Raw genomic sequence first — 23,311 nt, forward strand, 5'->3', positions numbered from 1 at the left:
AAACACCATTAACAGTGCAGACAGTGTCTGAAAATGGTGCATTTGAGCAACATTTTTTCCGAATTAATCAACTAACAATCTGAAAAATATTGAAAAATAAATATGACGTTGTAATTGCTAAATTCGCTGTATCTACTCATTTACCGGAAGGGAGGCATCAGGATGAAATATTACAGCCGCCGCTTGGTTAAACATGAACATCTCAATCCAGCCGGATCGCTATTCGGCGGTCAATTACTCAGTTGGATAGATGAAGAAGCTGCCATATTCGCAGGCTGTCAGATGAAAAGTCGCAGTCATGTCACCAAGTTGATTTCTGAAATCAACTTTATGACACCGGCAAAACTAGGAGATGTGATTGAATTCGGGCTGGAGCTGATCAGCACTGGTCATACATCGATAACTGTGCGCTGTGAGGTGCGTAATAAGCAGACTCTGGCTCCCATTGTCAGCATTGACAAGATGGTGTTCGTCAATGTTAACGAGGCAGGTCTGCCCGTTCCCCACGGTGCAACAGCCAATGCCGCCTAAGCCAGAACTGGTCAGTCTTTTTGGATATCTTGCTTCACTGAGTTGACGGCATCACGCGATGCATGACCGATATCCTTAGTCACATCTCGCGTGGTGTGGCCAATTTCTTTAGTGACATCCCGTGTGGCGTGACCAATATCTTTGCCGGTCTGTTTGAGTTCAGCGCAAGCCGAGAGTATTAGTAGTGCGCTTAACATCAGTATCATTCTCATAATTGACTCTCCTTGGTGTCAAAACTAACAGGATAAAGCGGCAAGATGTCAGTCGTTGAGTTTCCCTGTCAGATGGGCGTATTTCAGTAATAGCTCGTCTGGCGACTCTACATGGGCTGGGTCTACATCAATGCAATCAATGGGACACACCGAAATACAGGTGGGCTTATCGTAATGGCCGACGCACTCAGTACAGCGTTCGGGATCGATATAATAGACCTCTTCGCCCATGCTAATGGCCTGATTGGGGCATTCAGGCTCACACATATCGCAATTAATACAGGTATCGTCGATCAACAGTGCCATAGTACGTCTCGGTTATTCACCCTGATGGGGATTACGGGTATCCTGACCGTCTGGCAGATTGCGCAGCAATATACCGTGTTCCAGTACTACTTCCTTCGGTACCGGTAAGTAAACAGTATGGCCATTGCCTGGCCCACAATCAATCGCTTCACCTTTGCGATTCAGCAGTGATTCAATAGTTAGACTGATATTGCCTTGTGGTGTCATCAGTTCGACACTGTCACCCACACTGAATTTATTCTTCACTTCGATTTCGGCCAACCCGTCAGCGTTACGCTTGCCGGTGAGTTCTCCGACAAACTGTTGACTGTCGCTAACTGAATAGCCGTAATCGTAATTCTGATATTCATCGTGGACGTGCCGACGCAGAAAGCCTTCGGTATAGCCACGATGCGCCAGTCCTTCAAGTTGTTGCATGAGGCTGCGATCAAACGAGTTACCAGCGGCAGCATCGTTAATCGCTTTACGGTATAACTGGGCGGTACGTGCAACATAGTAGAAGGATTTGGTACGACCTTCGATTTTCAGGGAGTTGATGCCCATACTTGCCAGTCGTTCTACATGCTGGATGGCCCGTAAATCCTTAGAGTTCATGATATAAGTGCCATGTTCATCTTCGAACGCTGGCATGTACTCTCCAGGACGATTGCCTTCCTGCAGCAGAAATATCTTGTCAGTGGCTGGGCCGTCACCTAGCGTAGGCTTTTCAATCTGTACTGCGCTGTCATTGACTGGATTGATCGCAATGATATCACCAGCATCATTTTGCTTTGCTTCATGTACATCATACTTCCAGCGACAGGCATTGGTGCAGGTGCCCTGGTTAGGATCACGCTTGTTAATATAACCAGATAACAAACAACGTCCGGAGTAAGCCATACACAGTGCGCCATGCACAAAGACTTCCAGCTCAATGTCCGGACAATGTTGGCGGATTTCTTCGATTTCATCCAAAGAAAGCTCACGCGAAAGGATGACGCGTTTAATCCCTTGAGATTCCCAGAATTTTACTGAAGCCCAGTTGATGGCGTTGGCTTGTACGGATAAATGTACCACTTGCTCCGGAAACGCTTCGCGTACCATCATGATCAGACCTGGGTCAGACATGATCAGGGCATCGGGTTTCATCGAAACCACCGGCTCCATGTCCTTGATATAGGTTTTTAACTTGGAGTTATGTGGCGCAATATTGCTTACTACATAAAGTTTTTTACCAAGTTCATGGGCTTCATTAATTCCCGTCGCCAGATTTTCCATGTTGAAGTCGTTGTTGCGCACCCGCAAGCTATATCTCGGCTGGCCCGCGTAAACGGCATCTGCACCGTAGGCAAAGGCATAGCGCATATTTTTCAATGTCCCGGCAGGGGACAACAGCTCAGGTTTGAACATAACTCACTCTCGCTCATGGATGTCTGACGGCCACGAAAGTGTGGCTGGCGCGGCATTTTACTGAAAATTTGCCAATCGATGCAAATGAAAGACTGATTAATTTACTCTGGTTTATCCGCGCTGGCGTCACAACTGAAAAACGCGTTATTCTTGGTAACATTCTGATGATAATCTGCAACTGTGTAAAAGTTACGCAAATACTTGCCCATATCTCAGAGTGGCGGATATATCTGCTCCGGACAACATTCATAGCTGATATACTGAGTTACAGATTTTAAACAACAAAGTTACATTGGGGCGCGCATGTCAACAGAGCACCAGCTGTTGGTCAGTCTTCTGAAGAAATTAAAATTCGATACCCTGGTTTTACCGACGTTGCCGGAAGTGGCAATTAGGGTACAGGAAGTGATGGGGCGTCAGAATTCCAGTCTTAAGCAAGTGGCGGAAGTTATTGGCCAGGATGCAGCTATTTCAGCCCGACTGATTAAGGTTGCCAACAGTGCGTTTTACAGCCGTGGCGTCAAGGCAGAAAACATTAATCAAGCGGTGACCCGTATCGGTCTGACCCAGATTAAATCTATTGTGACCTCCATTGCGATGGAGCAGCTGTTCATTTCTACTAACGAGATGGTATGGGAAGTGATGGATGAAGTGTGGGGCACCTCTATTGAGGTAACCGCTGCCGCTGCATCTATGTTGCTGATGTATAAGCCGAAACATCCAGAAAGTCAGCTAAATTACGACACGCTGACATTGGCCGGGTTGGTACATAATATTGGTGCCTTGCCGGTGCTGACGGAAGCAGAATCTCATCCGGAGCTGTTTACCAGTATTGGGCAGTTACGCGCCCTAGTGCGTAAGCTGCAAGGCCCGATTGGCCGAGCGGTACTGAACAGTTGGGATTTTACCCCTGAGGTCACGGAAGTGGTTGAGCGCTGGGCCGATCTGCATTATCTGCCGGAACAAGTGACTTACCTCGATTTTATTCGCGCGGCAGCTTTCTATGTCGGAGAGTTACGTGCTGGTCCTGAATTACAACAACGGTTAGATGTGTTTATTAAAAAAGGCTTGCCTGTAACGCCGGATGATTTGGCAAGTGACGAATTTTTAGAACATTTTCATTCAATAAAAGCAAGTTACGATTGATTTTAAATGCGGTATGCTGGAACGTATACCGTAAACTAACGCTGATGCCGTCAGGTGATTGGCGACTTGGGGATATTCGATGATCTTTGGGCTGATAGCAGTGTTGACCTTAAGTGTGTTGGCTGGCGTTGTCCTAGGGATACGTTATTGGCGTTTAAAGCAATTTGTTGCCCTGCTGGCAGATGACCTGCGTTCTCAGGTAGAACATAAGCAGCCTTTAGACATCGCCGAAGTGCCCGAGCGTGGCGTTCCCCTTTACCTTGCTATCAAGTCATTAATACGACAGATCCCCACCAATATTGGTCGCGACGCTCTAACCGGTCTGCCTAATCGTCAATGGTTTAAGCGTGCCATCACGCCATTAATGCCGGTGACGAACGGCACTATGGTCATGTTGGATATTGACCGCTTCCGTTTTGTGAACGATCTGTTTGGCTTTAGTGCGGGTGATAAATTGTTACAGGGCTATGCTGCCCGGTTACGGCAAAGTACTCCGCAGCCGCGATTCGTCGCTCGCATGGATGGTGATGAATTTCTACTGTTTTACGAGCAGCAACTGACGCTGGCAGACCTCGAAGCCTTGCAACAGCAACTACAACTGCCTTATGAAATCGATAAGACACCCATTGGCATCAAGGTCAAAGTGGGATATCTGCAGTTACAGCAACACCATGCGGATACCAGCTTGATGTTAAAACGTGTCGATCTGGCACTGAAGAAGGCGCGCGATGATCGGCGTGGGATTGCGGCTTATGAAAGCGGCGATGACAGTGTGCATCTGCGGGAAATGCAGATTATTCATAGTTTGCCCAAGGCGTTGCAGCATAACCAATTGTACGTGGTGTATCAGCCAAAAGAGAGCCTGCATACCGGCAAGTGCGAACAAGTGGAAGCTCTGATCCGCTGGGAACATCCGCAGCTTGGGGTGGTATCACCGGCGGAGTTTATTCCGCTCGCTGAATGTGCCGGGATGATCCATTTGGTAACGCATTGGGTGATGGATAAAGTGCTGCAGCAACAGCAGCAGTGGCGTGCGCAAGGCGTAAATATTCGTGTGGCAGTCAATCTGGCTGGCAGTGATTTCGAACAGGATGTGGTTGCCTGTATCAGCCATAAATTACAGCAATATCAGCTCACTGGTGATGCTATTGCGTTAGAGATTACCGAGGGGGTGCTGATTGCGAATATGAGCGGTACCTGCGAAAAATTGCAGCAACTGCGGCAGATGGGGATTGAAGTTGCCATTGATGACTTCGGTACCGGGCATTCATCGCTAGCTTATCTGAAAGACCTTCCGGTCGATGAAATTAAGATTGATAAAGCCTTTGTGGATGATTTGCTGGTGGATCGCCGGGCGCAGCGGATTGTCCTGACTACCATTGAAATGGCGCATCATCTGGGCTTTCGCGTGACGGTAGAAGGTGTTGAAAATAGCCGTCAACGGGAACTCCTCAAACGTATGGGGGCCGATTTGCTGCAAGGTATGCTGTTTTCCAATCCAATGCGCGGCGCTGAGCTGGCCTATCATGGCGATACCTTGCAGCTCAACTGCATGCCATTGGCCCAGTCGCTGTAACGGATGAATTAGCCAAAAGGGATGCATTTGCATCCCTTTTTCGTATGTCGCATTTGCATAACGACTGGCAACTTATGCCGCCAGTCGTTATCCGCGTGATTTACTTGATCATACGCTTGTACTTCAGGCGGTGTGGTTCAATCACATCGGTGCCAAAGTTCGCTTTCAGCCAGCTGGAATATTCGGTGTAGTTACCTTCGTAGAAGTTCACTTTCCCTTCGTCACGGTAATCCAGAATATGGGTACAGATACGGTCAAGGAACCAACGGTCATGCGAAATCACCATGGCGCAACCTGGGAACTCCAGTAATGCCTCTTCCAGTGCTCGTAAGGTTTCCACGTCCAGATCGTTGGTGGGTTCGTCGAGCAGCAAGACGTTACCACCGGCTTGCAGCAATTTTGCCAGATGCACACGGTTGCGTTCACCGCCAGACAGCGTCCCGATGATCTTTTGCTGATCGCCGCCACGGAAGTTAAAACGGCCAACATAGGCACGGCTAGGAATTTCCAGCCCATTGATGCGCATGATGTCCTGACCGCCGGAAATTTCCTGCCAGATGGTGTTTTTATCGTTCATCGAGTCACGGAACTGTTCAACCGATGCGATCTGCACTGTATCGCCGACTTCCACTTCCCCTTTGTCCGGTGTTTCGGCCCCAGTAATCATCTTAAACAGGGTGGATTTACCGGCACCGTTAGGGCCGATAATGCCGACAATTGCCCCTTTAGGGACGGTGAACGACAGATCGTCAATCAGTACCCGATCGCCAAAGCTTTTGGTGAGGTGACGGACTTCAATCACCTTGTCACCCAAGCGTGGGCCTGGTGGAATAAACAGCTCGTTAGTCTCGTTACGGCGCTGGTATTCCTGACTATTGAGTTCCTCAAAGCGTGACAGACGGGCCTTACCTTTTGATTGGCGGCCTTTGGCTCCCTGACGCACCCATTCCAATTCCTTAGCAATGGTTTTCTGGCGGGCACTTTCTGTCGAGGCTTCCTGTTGCAGACGTTGATCTTTCTGCTCCAGCCAAGAGGAATAGTTGCCTTGCCATGGGATACCCTCACCGCGGTCCAGTTCCAGGATCCAGCCGGCAGCATTATCCAGAAAATAACGGTCGTGGGTAATCGCCACAACGGTACCCGGATATTCGTGCAGGAACTGCTCCAGCCAAGCGACGGATTCGGCATCGAGATGGTTGGTAGGTTCGTCCATCAACAGCATTTCTGGCTTTTCCAACAGCAGTCGACAGATGGCAACGCGGCGACGCTCACCACCGGACAGCACCTCAATTTTGGCATCCCATTCGGGTAACCGTAGCGCATCGGCGGCACGTTCCAAAATGTTATCCAGATTGTGAGCGTCATGGGCTTGAATGATGGCTTCCAGTTCCCCTTGTTCTTTGGCTAGCGCATCAAAATCGGCATCCGGTTCAGCGTAAGCCGCATACACTTCATCGAGGCGAGCTAAGGCATTTTTGGCTTCGCTGACAGCCTCTTCGATGGCTTCGCGTACTGTTTTCTGCGGATCCAGTTGAGGTTCCTGCGGCAGATAGCCAATTTTTAACCCAGGCATCGGGCGGGCTTCACCGTCAAATTCCTTATCAACACCAGCCATAATACGCAGCAGCGAAGATTTACCGGAGCCATTCAGACCGAGCACACCGATTTTGGCGCCAGGAAAGAAGCTCAAAGAGATGTCTTTGAGGATCTGCTTCTTAGGTGGCACCACTTTGCCTACCCTGAGCATGCTATAAACAAACTGAGCCATAGTTACTCTCTGTGTTTTTAATTGGCGGCAGTTTACTAAATTGTGGTGATTGCTGCCAATCCGTCGTGGCGGATAAAAAAGCCCGGCATGTCGCCGGGCTTCGGAGTTCACAAGTGCAGACCTAATTACAATGCCTTGAGAACTTCAGACAGGTAATCAGGTTTACCTTCAATGCGCTCTAGGTGCGGATACATCAAACCAGCGTGATAATCGATTTTGATCGTTTTGTACTGATCAAACTCTTTCACTAACAGTTCAATCGGCGCTTTACTGGTTTTCGCAGCGGTAATGGCATCTTTTAGATATTCGGCTTTGTAGGCTTCACCATTGACGGCAACCAAGGTCATGCTTGGTGACAATCCGGCATTAAATGCTGGGCTATCCCATAACACATCGCTTAATTTACCTTCTTTATCGGCAGAGAATCCCAGCGAATAAGTGAAGTCGAAACGCTTATAGCGGTCTTCCATCCCTTTAACTGCCGCTGATGGTGTGTCGTTATACACTAGCTTCCAGCCTTGATCGTTAAAGGAATCGGATAGATTCACGTGACCTTTTAACCGTTCATTGATGAAACTGGCCCAATCATATTTCTCAATGCCATTGAGTGTGGCAATGACATCATCAAAGGTATAGGTGTTGATATCCCAGGCACCCGGGTGCACGCCGAAAAATGCTTTGGCAAAATCATTGAGCGACTTTTTATCAGCACTTAAGCTGCGTAACTTGGCATCAACAGCGTACCAAATCAGCTGACCGCCCTGATAATAGTCTTCACTCATCTGATAGTTACGGAACGCCTTTGGGGCACGTTGGGCGATGGTCGGATCATTGGTGGTGTCCAGAATGGTACGCCATTTCATGCCCGGACGGCCTTTATCATAGGTGGCACCCAGTAATGCCAGCATATCCATGGCGTTATCATGACTCCACAGACCGGAACGTGCGGCAACGATGTAGCCCCAGAACTGGGTCTGGCCTTCATATACCCATAATCCGTGATCTTTTTTCACTTGATTATAAGTAGGGGTCCACAACTCGGCTGGGCGGCGATATTTACCGTCCCAAGAGTGGTTGAATTCGTGTGCCAGCAGATCGCGACCCAGCCAGGATTTGTCCCACTTAGTGAAGTAATCCTGTTTGCCGCTGTTTTCACTGGAACGGTGATGTTCCAGACCAATACCGCCCAGCTTGTCAGTCAGCGCTAACAGAAAATCATAATGATTGTAATGGTGGGCACCGTAGAGCTTGTACATCTGCTGTACGAGTTCTTTATGGGCCTTCAGCCCTTCTTCGCTGACGTCCAAATCTTTGGCTTTATCAGCAAATACGTTCAGGTGAACTGGGGTATCTGCACCAGGGTTCAGATCGATCCGCTTGTAATACTTACCGGCAAACATTGGTGAGTCCACCAAGTTTTCAAAATCGATAGTTTTAAAGCAGTAGCTGCTACCTTTGTGATTGCTGTCTTCCAGTGCTGTGGCGTAGTGCCAGTCCTGTGGCAGGGTGACACAGGAATCAACCTTAATTTGACGGGTGTAATAACCGGCCGGATACAGTGCCACAGTATTCCATTGCAGGTTCAACATCTCCGGTGTCATCACTACGCGGCCCTGGCTGCGATCTTGTGGTGACAGAAATTTAAAACTGACTTCGACACTGTCTGCGCCTTTGGGTACATCAATGTTGAACGCATAGACGTTACCTGGATCGCGTTCCCACTGCAGCACTTTGCCATTTGCTTTGAATTCAAAACCCGCAACTTTGTCAATTGGGCCGGTTGGGGAGTGGTGGCCGGGGATCCATGACGGATAAAGCAGCGTCAATGGTCCAGGTTTGGCAGGTACCACTTCGGTCACGTTAAATATACGGTGAGACAGGTCGGTGGCGTCCACCTTGATTTTTAGGGTACCGGGGTAGGCTTGATCCACAGGTGCTGGAATATCGGCAAAAGCGGGCAAGGCTGTTCCCATCAGCGCGCTGAGGACAGCGGCCTTGGTAGCAGTGTTATTCACTGGGAGCTCCTTTCTTGTTGTTATCGGGCGTTGTGGTGAGCGCCTCTTTTCTTCACCGGATATCCGGCAGACATCATCAATAAGCGGAAAAGCTGACCATCAAGGCGAACAGCCTGATGTTCTCTTTCAGTATCGCGAAAACCTTAGGGTAGCGACCACTACAACATACACGGCACAATTTCGGTTTTAAAGGTTTTAGCATGGCTTAAACTGGTGAGAAGTGTTGCTGTTTGTTTCAGAGTAAAGACAGAAACATGGGTAACTGAATCCCCCAGGTTTCTGTCATTGAAAGTTAAGTGCACGATAACTGGCTGACGCCATGTCAACAGCGCGGGCAAGATGATTACACCATGTTGCTCGGTTTGCCGTGCTAGCGGGGGCGTTACTTGTCAAAAATCACCCGATGACTGGCCGCTAATGCTTCGCTTTCAGCGTTATGGAAGTGACCATGGTCATTCTCAATAAAAAACACTTCCAGGTGCTGCTCTTTGGCAACCGTTTGCCCAGCTTGTGGCCCCAGGCACAGCATCGCAGTGGCCCAGGCGTCACTGACGCGTGGATCGCTGCCAAAAACTGAAGCAGATACCAGATTGTGGTTCACTGGCGCACCAGTACGCGGATCGAGAATATGGGAATACTCTTTGCCGTTTTCATCAAAGTGATGGCGATAGGTCCCGGAAGTATCGAGTGTCACGCCAGTTTCATCATTGATGGTGATGATGCTGTACGGCTGTCGTTCATCATCTTGTTTGTCAGGGCGATCGATGGCAATTCGCCACTTTTTGCCATCGGGCTTATGCCCGCGAATTTTCATATCGCCGCCAAACTCCACCAGATAATTGCGGATATCATGGCTTTCCAGCACCGCTGCCAGTTTGCTGATGCTGTAGCCTTCGCCCATGGAGGAAAAATTCAGCTGCAATCCGGGTAAGGTTTTTCGAATGCGGGAGCCGGTAACGTCTACTTCGACTTTTTCCATGCCAATTTCTGCGGTGACGGCGGCAATTTCAGCGGCAGTGGGCAGATTGAATTTATCTTTCTGAAATCCCCATAAATTGAACAGTGGTCCGATGGTCGGGTCATAGCAACCACCGGTTTTATGATGGATATCCTTGGCAATCTCAATCAACTGAATAAAATCCGTTGATGCTGGCTGCCAGTCGGTAGAGCTGCTGTGATTGAGTTTTGAAATATAAGAGTCATCCCGATAGGTGGATAACTCCGCATCAATCTGGTTTAGCGTGGCATTAAACTGTTGTTCGATGTCTTTAGTCGGCACAGGATTCTCAGACCACCAACTGATATGGTAAGTGGTGCCTTGTGCAAAGCCTTCAACCTTTTGCAGTTGTGGCTGAGAAGTATAGTGTCGTAAACCATAGATAATGGCTGCACTAACCAGCAGATATAACAGCACTTTTAACGGAGAGTATTTGGGCTGGCTTGAGGCGGACACAGTTGTTTCCTATGGCTAACGAGTTTGGCCAAGTCTACCATCCGTATATTTCTGACTCCAGCGTCGGTAGTTTGGCTGTAATGATTGCGCGAGGTTGAGAATCTCACTTGAGAACATACGCGCCCCCGTTCATTTATGTTACCCTCTGACGCAAATCTCTTTCATGGAACAACAATGATTTACTGGAACGTTAACCCGATATTAATACATCTGGGGCCAGTGGCAGTGCATTGGTATGGGCTGCTGTTTGTGGGGGGATTCCTACTAGGTTATCGCCTGATGCAATGGATCTGTGTCCGGGAAGGGTTCGACACTGAGCCGCTTGATAACCTGCTGTTGTATATCTTTGCCGGCGCCATCATCGGTGCACGTCTGGGTCATGTGATCTTTTATGATCCGGCCTTCTATTTCTCGCATCCGATTGAAATTCTGAAAATCTGGCGCGGCGGCCTGGCCAGTCATGGTGGCACGGTTGGGGTCATTCTGGCGATTTGGTTATTTGTCCGTAAACATCCCAACATCGATTTGCTGTGGTTATTGGACCGCTTGGTGGTGCCAACGGCGCTCACCGCCTGTTTTATCCGCCTTGGCAATTTTATGAATTCAGAAATTGTGGGATTACCCACACATAGTGATTGGGGCGTGGTATTCGAGCGGATTGATAATTTGCCCAGACACCCGGTGCAGCTCTATGAAGCGGCTAGCTATCTGTTGATTTTCATTTTGTTACTGACACTGTACCGTCGTAATGGTTTCCCGAGACGGGGTTTCAGCTTCGGCGTGTTTATGGTGCTGGTTTTCGGTAGTCGCTTCTTATTGGAGTTTGTCAAAACCCCGCAAGCGGCCTATGCGGCTGATTTGATGAGTGTTGGTCAGTGGCTGAGCATTCCCTTTGTGCTGTTAGGTTGGGTATTTATCTGGCGTAGTTACCAGCAGAAATCACATTAATGTAGTTCGATTTATTTTATTAGAACGCGTTTAAATTATCGAAAATGTGCATTAATTGCTGCGATTAAATGGCATTTTAAATAATTTTAAAAGGACTATTATCATCACTAGTTGATAACTTTCAGGGATTTATTCATGGCAACTCAAAACAGATCATATACCGGAACTGCCAAGGCGCTGCATTGGGCAATGGCAATTGTAATTTTAACCGCGATGGCAATTGGTGCCTATTCAGGGCTGTTTTTGTCCTATGGTATCGATGCTGCGCACGACCTGCAGAAGAGCAATATCATCACCTTGCATAAATCGATTGCAACTATCAGTTTGTTCTTGATTGTGCTGCGTATCATCTGGCGTGTGACTCATCGGCCGCCAGCATTAACTGGCATGAGTCAGCTGATGATCAAAGCCGCTCATGCTGGTCATCATTTATTGTACCTGTTGATGGTGTTAGTCCCTGTGGCTGGCTGGGCATACAGTTCAGCAGCAGGATATCCGATTCCGGTCGCTGGCTTGTTCACTATCCCACCATTGCTACCAAAATCTCCGGATCTGGTGCCGTACATTTCGACCATACACAGCGTATTGGCATACACCCTGTTGGCCGTAATTGTGGGTCACGTAGGTTTTGCGCTGAAACACTACTTTGTCGATAAAGATGATACCTTGCAGGCGATGCTGCCAGGGCATAAGAAATAATTCATCGCAACTGCTATCAAGGCCGCCTGTTAGGCGGCTTTGTTATTTATAGTCCCATACCAAAATTCTGTAGTGCTGATGATTTCGCTGGGCAGAATAGGGTAAAGTCAGCGCTGCAATCATAATTTATGGAACAATATGAAAATCTGGGTTGATGCTGACGCCTGTCCGGCAGTAATAAAAGAGGTGCTGTATCGCGCGGCCGAGCGTTGTCAGGTTACGCTGACACTGGTGGCAAATCAGCCGCTGCGAGTCCCTAAATCCTCGTTTATCAGCACATTACAGGTCATGAAGGGATTTGATGTGGCGGATAATGAAATTGTGGCGCGGGTGGCTGCAGGTGATCTGGTGATTACTTCGGATATTCCGTTGGCGGCTGATGTGTTGCAAAAAGGTGGCAGGGCTCTGAGTCCTCGCGGAGATGCTTTTACCCCCGATAACATCCGGGCACGGCTGACAATGCGCGATTTTATGGATACGTTACGTGCCAGTGGCATTGACTCTGGTGGCCCCGCGGCACTTAGTCAGGCAGATCGACAAGCATTTGCTAATGCGCTGGACAAAATCCTGGCCCAATATCAGAAATCCCAAGGTTAAATTGGTGGTTTGAGTTTTGTGCGGTTTCGGCCAGTTCGGACAGGATTTATTGCTGTATCGGTAAGTTAAATCTCTATTTATATGAATTTAATAAAAATTTTATCAGGCATGGTTCTTGACGGAATAGCGTGTGTTTTGTCTTTTTCGCACATTACATTGCGCACATCTCGGCGAAAATGATGACTGCAGCGGAATTGGAAGCGTTACGTAAAGAAGTCAAACGAGCAAAACGGATGGCCTCCGAGCGCGCCGCAGAGTTGCATGATCCGGTGGAACAGTGCTTACCTAAATCCTATGAAGATATTCCGCTGATCGCCCATGCCTGTTACCAAGCGTGCCAGAACTGGGCAATTTTGAACGCAGAGTTGGCAGCACTGGAAAATTCCCAGGTCTGAACGGTTAGACCAACACCGATTCTTTATCGATACCCAAGCGCTTCATGCGTGACAGCAGGGTGGTGCGTTTTAGACCCAGTTTGTGGGCTGCCCCACGAGGGCCAGCGACGATGCCATTGGTTTCTTGCAGCACAGTAATGATCCGCTGGTATTCATCATCTTCCTCCGCACTCCGGTGCGGTGCCGGTTGCGGGCGGATTAACGGTGGTTCTTCTGGCTGTTGGTAACTTCCCAGTTCTGGTGGAAGCTGCAATATGTTACCGCTGGACAATAAGACTGCTCGCTCAATCACATTCTGTAATTCGCGGATATTTCCCGGCCACTCCATCTCCTGCAACTGTCGCAGTACCCGCGATGGAATACTGTCGATATTTCGCCCCATGTGTTTACTGGCGCGAAAGACAAAGTATTTTGCCAAGTGCGGAATGTCATCGCGACGTTCACTCAGCGGTGGCAGTCGAATAGGAAATACATTCAGGCGATAGAACAGATCAGAGCGGAACTCTTTGTCAGCGACCATCTGTTTTAAGTCGCGGTTGGTGGCTGCAATCAACCGTACATCGACATTGATCAGACGGTTACCCCCCACGCGCTCAAATTCTTGCTCCTGCAGAACACGCAACAATTTTGGCTGTAATTCCAGCGGCATATCGCCGACTTCATCCAGAAACAGGCTGCTCTGATGCGCCATCTCAAAACGGCCGAGGCGTTCTTTACTGGCACCGGTAAAGGCACCTTTTTCATGACCAAACAGGTCACTTTCTAGAAGTCCGGCCGGCATGGCGGCGCAGTTCATCTTGATCATGCGTTTGCCGCTGCGGGGGCTGAGGCGATGAATGGCACGGGCAAACACTTCTTTGCCGGTACCCGTTTCCCCCAGCAACAGTACGCTACAGTCAGTTTTAGCCACCAGTTCCACCTGTTTAAGCACTTGCGTAATGGCGTTACTGCGGCCAATGATTTCATCAAATTGCTGGTGGCTTAGGCTTTCGACTTGTTCACTGAGATAATGGTTTTCCTGGACCAGATTATCTTTCAGACGATTGATCTCTTGATACGCCCGGGCGTTATCTACGGCAATTGCTGTGCGTTCAGCCACTTGTGCCAGCAGCTGCAAGCGCGAGCCTTTAAAGCAGTTTTCATCGGCCTGCGCCAGTTTGAGCACCCCTAACACCTGTCCGGCAAATTTAATCGGGATCAGGCAGAGTTGATGACTGGTGGCGGGCCATAAATTGAACAGTTGGTGTTCGTTAGAGGCCAGCGGATCGTCTGGTGTCAGTTGCCGGATCAGAATTTCCCCACTTTCCAGCACCTGTTGACAGATACTCGTCGCGGCACTGATGCGCATCTGGGTTTCTTGCGGTTTGCCGGGTTGCACGAAAAAGGCGTTATACAGCATCAGGTTATGAGGGTCGGTTTCTGGCAGACAGACACTGATGGCACTGATACCAAAATAGCAGTGAATTTCCCGGGCAATTTTATCGACCAGTGATTCAACGCTCCGCTCCGTGATCACCGCGTTGGTCACGTTCACCAACACATGAAAATCATCCCGTTCCTCACACAGTTGACCTTGTTCAAAACTTAACGCGAGTCGTGATTGCAGATGTTCGAGGGCGACACCGACCGCTTCGGCGACCAGTTCAAGCTGCGCAATCTCGTCGTCGTCAAAGCGGCCGGTATCGCTACGGGTGATCTCCAGCAGTCCCATTAATCGGCGGTGGTTAAGAATAGGAATTGCCAGGTAGTCCCCAAAAGGTTCGGGGCGGATACTGACGGTTAAACGTGGATAGCGCTGGCGATATTCTTCGCAATCCAGATGTAAGACCGTACGGGAAGTTTGGACGACACGAAGCGGGCCATTTTGCAGCAGGGATGCTTCTTCAAAACAACGAATGCTGCCATCTGCAGTCGGGATATAGAGGCAGGGGGCCGCCATTGGCCCGTCGACTAGCACCGAACAGTGATATGCCGCCGCAATATCGGAAAAATGCTGATTTAAGCTCTGTAGCATAGTTTCCACACTGGCTTGATCCAGCAGTTGGTGCGTCAGCCTCAGACAGCTTTTCTGTTCATTTAGGTATTGAAATCGCTGTGCCATGTTTCCCCATTTCTATCACGACATATAGGCACTGTGTCAGCGGTGGTTAGCTCGCAAGCAGTACCCGATAAGCAGCTCATCCATGCAGATTGCTAAGACAGACCATTTATTAAAACACATTATCATCTGACAAAATGCGACAAGCCCCCAACTCCTTGGCGGTGGTTAACGCAATTGCCATGTCTGTCCCGCGCACTCGCTATTTTTATTTTTAAAGCAGTAAGTTAGCTAAATTGTTGTTACTGGCATAATCCCCAATTTGCGTTGTTGTCGAAACCGATACTGTGGTGTGGTACGCCACGTGCCGACAGTGTTAACGGTTATTTGCCGTCTTTTTAACGCCCCCAAACTTTACGCATCTTTGGCTATCCATCATCCGATGACTCACTACTCGTGTTGTTAATTGCGAGCAAGAACAGTGCCAGCCAGACAAGCAGTGTTAATGCCGGGTTACGGCGATATGGCATTACTGTCGAATTACGCGGGTGTCGATACGGTTTATATCCATTATTTTAAGTAAAAATATTTTTAATTTATTGAATTTAAACGATTTAAAAATATTTTTAGAAATTGGCGCAGAAAATGCTTTCTAGGGACATTGATCAGCCGTCTTGGGTGATCGCTTAACCGGAGTGTTAGGTGCTGGGGTTACAGGCAGATGGCTTGCCAAATACGCCAGACACAGTGTAACGCCCCGTTTCATGGGAAGTTGTCCCGGTTTTTGGCTCATGGTTACAGGTGTCGACAGATCTGCCAGTGGCAGTGCCGTCGTCAAAAGTGACGAAATGGGCTCAAGGTGGGATCACGTGCTTAGAGAGAGTATATGAACCGTTTTGTCATTGCCGATCCGCAACTATGCATCGGCTGCAATACCTGCATGGCGGCGTGTTCAGAGGCACACCGGCAACAAGGGTTGCAGACCGAGCCAAGACTGGTGGTGATGCGGAGTACCGAGGAATCGGCGCCGCAAATGTGCCATCAGTGCGAGGATGCCCCCTGCGCCGCTGTGTGTCCCGTTAACGCTATCCGCCGTGAGGATGAAGCCATAGTACTCAATGAAAGCTTATGTATTGGCTGTAAATTGTGTGCCATTGCCTGTCCGTTCGGTGCCATTACCCTCAGTGGTTCCAAGCCACTGGATATTCCGGATGACGTCTGTACCCCGTTGGCTGCTGCAGCACCGCGTTCACCTTGTGCGGTCAGTCCGTTACTGGATTGGCGTACCGGGGTCCGTGCTGTGGCGGTGAAATGCGATCTGTGCAGTTTCCGTCCTGAAGGTCCCGCTTGTATTGAGACCTGTCTGACCGGCGCAATTGTGATGGTGAGCAGTGAGGCGCTCGATAAAGCCTCGGCGCGTAAACGGCAGTTAGCGGCGATGCCTAATCCCGGTGACTGGCATGAGCAAGCTGCCAATGGCGCTATTGTGGCCGCAACTGAAGGGGAACATAAATTATGATGGCGCCTTTATGTTGGTTGGGTCTGTCGTTAGCGCTGTATATGATTGGCGCACTGTTGTCACTATTGCTTCGTCGTAACGAAGCCTTGGCGATTCGAGTCAGTGGTGGGCTGTCATTGGTAGGCGGCGTCTGTGGCGTGATTGCGGCGCTGCCGGTGTTGCTTGATGGTGGCGTTATTACCGCTGATTACGCCGGTCCATTTGCTGCTTTTGCTCATTTGACACTGCGACTGGATATGCTGGCAGCATTTATGGTGCTGGTGATCTCCCTCCTGGTGGTGGTGACTTCTCTCTATTCATTCTCTTATCTGCAGGAATACCGCGGTAAAGGTGCCTGGGCGATGGGATTCTTTATGAATCTGTTTATCGCGTCCATGGTCGCGCTAGTCGCGGTGGACAACGCCTTCTATTTCATCGTGTTGTTTGAAGCGATGTCGCTCAGTTCTTACTTCCTGGTGATCTCCGAGCAGGATGATGAAGCGGTAGGGGCAGGGTTGTTGTACTTCTTTATCGCCCATGCCGGTTCTGTGCTGATCATGCTTGGCTTCTTCCTGCTGTACCGTCATGCCGGTAGTCTGGATTTCTCCGCTTTCCGTGACGCGCATTTGCCGGTCGGTGAAGCCTCGGCGGTGTTCTTGCTGGCGTTCTTTGGCTTTGGTGCCAAGGCTGGGATGCTACCGCTGCACGGCTGGTTACCACGCGCTCACCCGGCGGCACCATCGCATGCATCGGCATTGATGTCCGGGGTGATGGTAAAGATCGGGATTTTTGGCATCATCAAGGTGGGCATCGATTTACTCGGTGCAACCGAAATGTGGTGGGGCATCGTGGTGCTGGCATTCGGGGCCGTTTCTTCCGTGTTGGGGGTGCTGTACGCACTGGCAGAGCACGATATCAAACGCCTGCTGGCTTATCACACCGTTGAAAATATCGGCATTATCCTGATGGGCGTGGGGGCCGGGATGATCGGCATTGCAACCCACCACCCATTGCTAGCGCTGCTGGGATTGCTGGGTGGTCTGTATCACCTGATCAACCATGCGCTGTTTAAAGGCTTGTTATTCCTCGGTGCCGGGGCCGTTATCTACCGCACTCACACCAAGGATATGGAGCAGATGGGAGGACTTGCCAAACTGATGCCGCGCACTGCGGTGGCGTTCCTCATCGGCTGTATGGCGATTTCCGCACTGCCGCCACTGAACGGATTTGTCAGTGAGTGGTTCACATATCAGTCCCTGTTCACTATGAGCCACGACGGCAGTGTGGGCCTAAAATTGGCAGGGCCAGCCGCCATCGTGATGTTGGCGATTACCGGCGCGTTGGCTGCTATGTGCTTTGTCAAAGTGTATGGCATCTGCTTCTGTGGCGCACCGCGCAGCGAAAAAGCGGCGAATGCCCGCGAAGTGCCATTCAGCATGACCAGCGCCATGTGGTTGCTGGCGATCCTCTGTGTACTGTTGGGTGTCGGAGCCTCTGCTATCGCACCGGTGCTCACCAATATTGCCGCGCAATTAAGCCACGCCCCGGCTGTAACAATGGCCAGTGGCACCAGCGTATTCCCAGGTGATGCGGCACAAACCAGCCTCAATCCGCCATTGCTATTCATCCTGTTGCTGGCATTACCGTTGCTGCCGCTGATGATTTACAGCGTCAAGGGTGGCAGTGATCGGCTGCGCTTTACCCGCCGCGGGACACCTTGGGCTTGTGGCTATGGCTATGAGGCGCCAATGGCCTTGTCTGCGGGGAGTTTTGCGCAGCCGTTGCGGGTGTTGTTCGCACCGCTTTATCGCCTGCGCAAAACGCTCGATCCAGCGCCCATGTTGCAACGTTCACTGGATGTTACCACTGACGCTGTCACCAAGGTGGAGCCGGTATGGGACGAACATCTGGTGTTGCCGGTAGTGAATGGTGTGCAGCGACTCAGTCGTTTGGTGCAGTGGATCCAGTATGGCGATTTCCGTGCCTACTGCCTGTATGTGGTCGCGGCACTGGTTGTGCTGCTGATCGTCACCATGGCCTAAGGAGTAGAGGATGATGATGCAAAATTCCTTGGTATTGGCACTGGTTGCGGGGCTGCTGCAAGCCGTGCTGTTAATGGCTGTGTCGCCACTGCTATCCGGTTTGTCGCGGGTGATCCGTGCCAAGATGCACTGTCGCAAAGGTCCTGGTGTGTTGCAGGAATACCGCGACATTCTGAAATTGCTGACCCGTCAGGAAGTGGCTCCCAGTCACTGTGGTGGGGTATTTCGGGTGATGCCATTCGTGCTGCTTGGCACCATGCTGCTGGTGGCCATGACGCTACCAGTGGCGACACAAGCATCGCCAATGGCGGCGGGGGGAGATGTGATCACTCTGCTGTATCTGTTTGCGATTTTCCGCTTTTTCTTCTCACTGGCAGGGCTCGACTCTGGCAGCACTTTTGCCGGTATTGGCGCCAGCCGCGAGCTGACGCTGGGTATTCTGGTGGAACCTATTTTGATGTTGGGGCTGCTGGTGGTGGCGCTGATAGTGGGTTCTACCAATATCAGCAATATCAGCAGCACCCTGGCGTCGCAGCCATGGGCCGCCCCCACCGCGACGGCGATGGCCTTGCTGGCGTGCGCCTTCGCCGTATTTATCGAGATGGGCAAAATCCCGTTCGATGTGGCCGAAGCCGAGCAGGAACTGCAAGAAGGTCCGCTATCTGAATACTCCGGTGCCGGTCTGGCGCTGGTGAAATGGGGCATCAGCCTCAAGCAGGTGGTGGTCGCCGGGCTGTTTCTCGCCATCTTTGTACCGTTTGGCAAAGCAGACTCTATCACGGTTGCCAGCATGTTGCTGGGGACCTTGGCCTTTGTGGTCAAACTGGTGCTGGTGTTTGTAGTTGCAGCGGTGATTGAAAACACGCTTGCCCGTGGTCGTTTCCTGTTGACCGGACGAGTGACCTGGATGGGCTTCGGCGTTGCAGCGCTGGCGTTCATGTTCTATCTGACCGGGCTATAAGGAGTCAGCATTCTTATGGAGAATATTGCGCTTGCGACCATGCTGCTGCCATTTATTGGCGCACTGTTGATCGCGCTGATGCCACAGCGACACGCCAAAGTGCTGTGCACGCTGTTCGCGCTGCTGGCCACTTTGGGTATGGCGGCTCTGGCCTATGCCTATCTGGACAGCGGTAAAACCGATGTGACGTTCACCCTGTACAGTTACGGGCATACCCAGCTGTTTGGTTTTGTGATGGATCGCGTCAGTCTGTTGATTGGTTTCGCTGTGGTGTCCCTCGGCTTCCTAATCAGCCTTTATTCCTGTGGTTATCTCACCACTGGCAACCGGGAACATCCCCATGAAGGCAGTAATCGCTATTATGCGTTTTTGTTGATCTTCATCGGCGCAATGGCTGGCCTGACCCTGTCGTCCACTATCCTCGGACAGCTGCTGTTTTTCGAAATCACTGGCGGTTGTTCCTGGGGGCTGATTGGTTACTACCAGAGTCCCAAGTCATTGCGTTCGGCCTTGAAAGCGTTATTGGTGACTCACATCGCATCTGTTGGCCTGTATCTGGCGGCGGCCTGGCTGTTCGCTAAAACTGGCACTTTCGAGTTGACTGCAATCAGTCAGCTCAGTGATGCCGACAAGCTGGTGGTATTCGGTGGCGTATTGTTTGCGGCCTGGGGTAAATCGGCGCAACTGCCACTGCATATGTGGTTGCCTGATGCAATGGAAGCGCCGACACCGGTCAGTGCTTATTTGCATGCGGCCTCGATGGTGAAAGTGGGCGTTTACATCTTTGCCCGCGCCATTATGTCTGCTGGCACTGTGCCTCACGAAATCGGTGTGGTCGGGGCGGTAATGGCGACCATCACGATGGTGTATGGCTTCCTGATGTATCTGCCTCAGAAAGATATGAAGCGTCTGCTGGCCTATTCCACTATCGCCCAGCTGTCTTACATCTTCCTGGCGCTGTCACTGTCCATTTTCAATTCAAAAATGGCCTTTGATGCCGGTATTGCTTACATCTTTAACCACGCTTATGCCAAGAGCCTGTTCTTCCTGGTGGCCGGTGCCCTCAGTTATGCCTGTGGTACCCGTATGCTGCCACGGTTGAAAGGTCTGTTGCGCTGTATGCCACTGTTGGGCATTGGTTTCTGTGTCGCTGCGATGGCGATTGCCGGGGTGCCACCCTTTAATGGCTTCTTCAGCAAATTCCCGCTGTTTGCTGCGGGTTTCGAGTTGAGCCAGGCACATTGGTGGTTATTGCCGCTACTGATCATTGCGCTGATTGAATCAGTTGCCAGTTTTGCCTGGTTGTTACTGTGGTTCGGTCGCACGGTGCCCGGCGAACCATCCGAAGAAGTGGCCAATGCTTCAGCAGTGCCAATGTCGATGATGATAGTGCTGGTGGTGTTGATTGTGATGTCGCTGATCTCCAGCGTTATCGCGGCAACCTGGCTGGCGTAAGGGAGAAAATCATATGACTGGAACCTTGCTTGTCAATAACCTCGCCGGACTGATGATTGTCACCTCCATGCTGGTGATTGCTGCGAAAAAGCCGACGCTATCTGCCGGTTTGTATGCACTGCAATCGCTGGTGCTGGTCGGCATCTTTATCACGTTGGCGAATATGTTTGGTGCTCATGAGTTGTATCTGTGGTCTATCAGCGCCTTTGTCACCAAGGTGGTGCTGGTGCCGCTGATCATGTATCGCGCCTTTTGCAAACTGGCCGATCCCAAAGCCGATGGCGGTGTTGTTGGTACCGCAGCACTGTTCATGATCGCTGCAGCGATTGTGCTAGTGAGCTATTTTGCGGTGCAGCCGGTGCAACTGCCAATGCTGACCGAACTAAAACCGGTGCTGGCGGTATCGCTGGGGCACTTTCTTATCGGGCTGCTGTGCATTGTCAGCCAGCGCAACATCCTCAAACAGGTGTTCGGTTATTGCCTGATGGAGAATGGCGCGCATCTGACACTGGCGCTGTTGGCTCATGGGGCTCCTGAACTGGTGGAAATCGGCATCGCCACTGACGCCATATTTGCGGTGATCATCATGGCGCTGATGGCACGACGTATTTACCGCACCATGAACACGCTTGATGTTCAGAAACTGATCTCATTAAAAGGGTGAACGACATGGATACATTGGAGCTTTTTATCACCCTGCTGGCGATTCCATTAGTGACATCGTTGCTGGCATTTGCCTGTCGGCTGTCAGGCGATGGTGCGCAAAAGCTGGTGACGCTATTGCATGTTATTGGGAGTAGCTTACTGCTGGTGACTGCATTGGCGGCGGTCTGGACGGTCTATCGTCAGGGTGAGCTACTCGCTGCCAATAACTGGTTGCATCTCGATGGTCTGAGTGCGCTATTTCTGGCGATCCTCGGTATCGTTGGCTTTATCACCGGTATTTACTCCGTAGGCTATATGAATCACGAAGTCGCTGATGGTGAAGTCAGTGTTGGCTCACTTTGCAGCTACTACGGCTTTTTCCAGCTGTTTCTGTTCACCATGCTGTTGGTGATCACCAGCAATAACCTGATTGTGATGTGGGCAGCGATTGAGGCTACCACGCTCAGTTCCGCTTTTCTAGTGGGGCTTTATGGCCAGCAGTCGTCACTGGAAGCCGCCTGGAAATACATCATCATCTGTACCGTCGGCGTGGCGTTCGGCCTCTATGGTACGGTATTGGTGTACTCCAATGCGGCCAACGTGATGCCCCATCCCGGCGATGCGATTTTCTGGACCGAAGTGTTAAAACATGCGGGTGAACTGGATAGCACGTTGATGCATCTGGCGTTTATTTTCGTGCTGATCGGTTTTGGGACCAAAACCGGATTGTTCCCGATGCACGCTTGGTTACCGGATGCGCACAGTGAAGCGCCAAGCCCCACCAGTGCGTTGCTGTCTGCGGTGTTGCTGAACTGTGCCCTGCTGGTGATTGTGCGTTACTACATTCTGATTAGCGCCGCCATCGGTACTGAATTCCCGCAACGGCTGTTGCTGGTGTTTGGCTTCTTATCCGTCGCCGTCGCCGCCTTCCTGATCTTGGTACAGCGCGATATGAAACGGCTGTTGGCCTATTCCAGTGTGGAAAACATGGGGTTGATTGCCGTAGCGCTGGGCATCGGTGGCCCGCTGGGTATTCTGGCGGCTATGCTGCACACGCTTAACCATAGCTTGGCCAAAACCTTGTTGTTCTGTGGTTCTGGTAACGTGCTGTTGAAATATGGCACCCGCGATATGAACGCCGTCAAAGGGTTGCTGCGGGTGGCGCCATTCTCCGGGGCTTTATTGGCTGGTGGTGCACTGGCGCTCGGAGGCATGCCGCCATTCAACGTATTCCTCAGCGAGTTTATGACAGTCACTGCCGGGATCCATGCCGGTCATCTGTGGCTGGTATTGCTGCTGCTGGCCTTGCTGACGGTGGTGTTGGCCGGGCTGGTACGTATGGTGGTGATGTCGGTGTTGGGCAAACAGCCGGACAACGTCAGTAAAGGCGAACTCGGCTGGCTGACCACTGCGCCGCTGGCGGTGTTGTTGGCACTGATGTTACTGATGGGAACTCATATTCCACAACCGGTGACACAGTTGTTGCAACAAGCTACCACGATTGTGCTGAACGGCGATGAAGCGGGTGAAGCTGAGCTGCGGGCGTTGTCACTGCCAGCCATGCCCAGCACTAACTCCATCAGCACTACTGCTTCTCAATCCACCCCTTCCCAGCAGGAGATGTACCGTGACTAATC

At 50.8% G+C, this 23,311-nt stretch carries 20 protein-coding genes; 13 read left to right on the forward strand and 7 right to left on the reverse strand.

Annotated elements, in window-relative coordinates; genetic code table 11:
• The first annotated feature begins 162 nt into the window (after positions 1–162).
• Positions 163–531, forward strand: a complete 369-nt coding sequence (locus KDN34_RS04380; protein WP_212595704.1) for an acyl-CoA thioesterase — start codon at positions 163–165, stop codon at positions 529–531.
• Between the two features lie 11 nt (positions 532–542).
• Here KDN34_RS04380 and KDN34_RS04385 read toward each other — a convergent pair whose 3' ends face one another.
• Genes KDN34_RS04385 through trhP form a run of 3 tightly spaced genes read right to left on the reverse strand, consistent with a single transcriptional unit; the run spans position 543 to position 2,438 of the window.
• The gene (locus KDN34_RS04385; protein ID WP_212595705.1) at positions 543–743 is read right to left on the reverse strand and encodes a hypothetical protein; all 201 of its coding nucleotides are present in this window, start codon (positions 741–743) and stop codon (positions 543–545) included.
• Between the two features lie 48 nt (positions 744–791).
• Positions 792–1,049, reverse strand: coding sequence for a YfhL family 4Fe-4S dicluster ferredoxin (locus KDN34_RS04390; protein WP_212595706.1), 258 nt, complete (start codon positions 1,047–1,049; stop codon positions 792–794).
• 12 nt (positions 1,050–1,061) lie between these two features.
• On the reverse strand, positions 1,062–2,438 hold the full coding sequence (gene trhP, locus KDN34_RS04395; RefSeq protein ID WP_212595707.1) for a prephenate-dependent tRNA uridine(34) hydroxylase TrhP: 1,377 nt from the start codon (positions 2,436–2,438) through the stop codon (positions 1,062–1,064).
• Between the two features lie 303 nt (positions 2,439–2,741).
• On the opposite strand from trhP, the gene KDN34_RS04400 reads away from it, so the two are divergent.
• Both KDN34_RS04400 and KDN34_RS04405 read left to right on the forward strand, forming a co-directional pair.
• On the forward strand, positions 2,742–3,584 hold the full coding sequence (locus KDN34_RS04400) for an HDOD domain-containing protein (protein WP_212595708.1): 843 nt from the start codon (positions 2,742–2,744) through the stop codon (positions 3,582–3,584).
• A gap of 79 nt (positions 3,585–3,663) precedes the next feature.
• Positions 3,664–5,160 carry a putative bifunctional diguanylate cyclase/phosphodiesterase gene (locus tag KDN34_RS04405; protein WP_212595709.1) on the forward strand — a complete coding sequence of 499 codons (1,497 nt, stop codon included), beginning with the start codon at positions 3,664–3,666 and terminating at the stop codon, positions 5,158–5,160.
• A 100-nt stretch (positions 5,161–5,260) separates the two neighbouring features.
• On the opposite strand, the gene ettA is transcribed toward KDN34_RS04405, so the two are convergent.
• The 3 genes from ettA to KDN34_RS04420 all read right to left on the reverse strand — a co-directional run bounded on the left by ettA (position 5,261) and on the right by KDN34_RS04420 (position 10,396).
• Positions 5,261–6,928, reverse strand: coding sequence for an energy-dependent translational throttle protein EttA (gene ettA, locus KDN34_RS04410; protein ID WP_212595710.1), 1,668 nt, complete (start codon positions 6,926–6,928; stop codon positions 5,261–5,263).
• A 125-nt stretch (positions 6,929–7,053) separates the two neighbouring features.
• Positions 7,054–8,943: a M61 family metallopeptidase gene (locus tag KDN34_RS04415; protein WP_228730421.1), complete on the reverse strand. Its 1,890-nt coding sequence runs from the start codon at positions 8,941–8,943 to the stop codon at positions 7,054–7,056.
• Positions 8,944–9,325: 382 nt separating this feature from the next.
• Positions 9,326–10,396, reverse strand: a complete 1,071-nt coding sequence (locus tag KDN34_RS04420) for an FAD:protein FMN transferase (RefSeq protein WP_212595711.1) — start codon at positions 10,394–10,396, stop codon at positions 9,326–9,328.
• A 174-nt stretch (positions 10,397–10,570) separates the two neighbouring features.
• Between KDN34_RS04420 and lgt the strand changes: the two genes are divergently transcribed.
• The 4 genes from lgt to KDN34_RS04440 all read left to right on the forward strand — a co-directional run bounded on the left by lgt (position 10,571) and on the right by KDN34_RS04440 (position 13,035).
• A complete protein-coding gene (gene lgt, locus KDN34_RS04425; RefSeq protein WP_212595712.1) occupies positions 10,571–11,344 on the forward strand; it encodes a prolipoprotein diacylglyceryl transferase in 774 nt (257 codons plus the stop codon).
• A 135-nt stretch (positions 11,345–11,479) separates the two neighbouring features.
• A complete protein-coding gene (locus KDN34_RS04430) occupies positions 11,480–12,043 on the forward strand; it encodes a cytochrome b (protein ID WP_212595713.1) in 564 nt (187 codons plus the stop codon).
• A 138-nt stretch (positions 12,044–12,181) separates the two neighbouring features.
• Positions 12,182–12,640, forward strand: a complete 459-nt coding sequence (locus tag KDN34_RS04435) for a YaiI/YqxD family protein (RefSeq protein WP_212595714.1) — start codon at positions 12,182–12,184, stop codon at positions 12,638–12,640.
• Between the two features lie 176 nt (positions 12,641–12,816).
• Positions 12,817–13,035, forward strand: a complete 219-nt coding sequence (locus KDN34_RS04440) for a CCE_0567 family metalloprotein (RefSeq protein WP_212595715.1) — start codon at positions 12,817–12,819, stop codon at positions 13,033–13,035.
• A gap of 4 nt (positions 13,036–13,039) precedes the next feature.
• On the opposite strand, the gene flhA is transcribed toward KDN34_RS04440, so the two are convergent.
• Complete coding sequence (gene flhA / locus KDN34_RS04445; RefSeq protein ID WP_212595716.1) at positions 13,040–15,136, reverse strand: formate hydrogenlyase transcriptional activator FlhA; 2,097 nt, start codon at positions 15,134–15,136, stop codon at positions 13,040–13,042.
• Positions 15,137–15,959: 823 nt separating this feature from the next.
• Here flhA and KDN34_RS04450 point away from each other — a divergent pair.
• The 6 genes from KDN34_RS04450 to KDN34_RS04475 are packed head-to-tail and all read left to right on the forward strand — an operon-like array spanning position 15,960 to position 23,309.
• Positions 15,960–16,592 (forward strand): 4Fe-4S dicluster domain-containing protein, encoded by a 633-nt coding sequence (locus KDN34_RS04450; protein WP_212595717.1) that lies wholly within the window; start codon positions 15,960–15,962, stop codon positions 16,590–16,592.
• Entirely contained in the window at positions 16,589–18,613 is a 2,025-nt protein-coding gene (gene hyfB, locus KDN34_RS04455; RefSeq protein WP_228730422.1) for a hydrogenase 4 subunit B, read from the forward strand. Before KDN34_RS04450 ends, hyfB begins: the two co-directional genes overlap by 4 nt.
• Before the next feature lie 10 nt (positions 18,614–18,623).
• Positions 18,624–19,574 carry a respiratory chain complex I subunit 1 family protein gene (locus KDN34_RS04460; RefSeq protein WP_275482553.1) on the forward strand — a complete coding sequence of 317 codons (951 nt, stop codon included), beginning with the start codon at positions 18,624–18,626 and terminating at the stop codon, positions 19,572–19,574.
• A gap of 15 nt (positions 19,575–19,589) precedes the next feature.
• Complete coding sequence (locus tag KDN34_RS04465; RefSeq protein ID WP_212595718.1) at positions 19,590–21,029, forward strand: hydrogenase 4 subunit D; 1,440 nt, start codon at positions 19,590–19,592, stop codon at positions 21,027–21,029.
• A gap of 13 nt (positions 21,030–21,042) precedes the next feature.
• Positions 21,043–21,693 carry a hydrogenase 4 membrane subunit gene (gene hyfE, locus KDN34_RS04470; protein ID WP_212595719.1) on the forward strand — a complete coding sequence of 217 codons (651 nt, stop codon included), beginning with the start codon at positions 21,043–21,045 and terminating at the stop codon, positions 21,691–21,693.
• A gap of 5 nt (positions 21,694–21,698) precedes the next feature.
• Positions 21,699–23,309 carry a hydrogenase 4 subunit F gene (locus tag KDN34_RS04475; RefSeq protein ID WP_212595720.1) on the forward strand — a complete coding sequence of 537 codons (1,611 nt, stop codon included), beginning with the start codon at positions 21,699–21,701 and terminating at the stop codon, positions 23,307–23,309.
• Positions 23,310–23,311 lie beyond the last annotated feature (2 nt).

The organism is Shewanella yunxiaonensis (genome assembly GCF_018223345.1).
Lineage (GTDB): Bacteria > Pseudomonadota > Gammaproteobacteria > Enterobacterales > Shewanellaceae > Shewanella > Shewanella yunxiaonensis.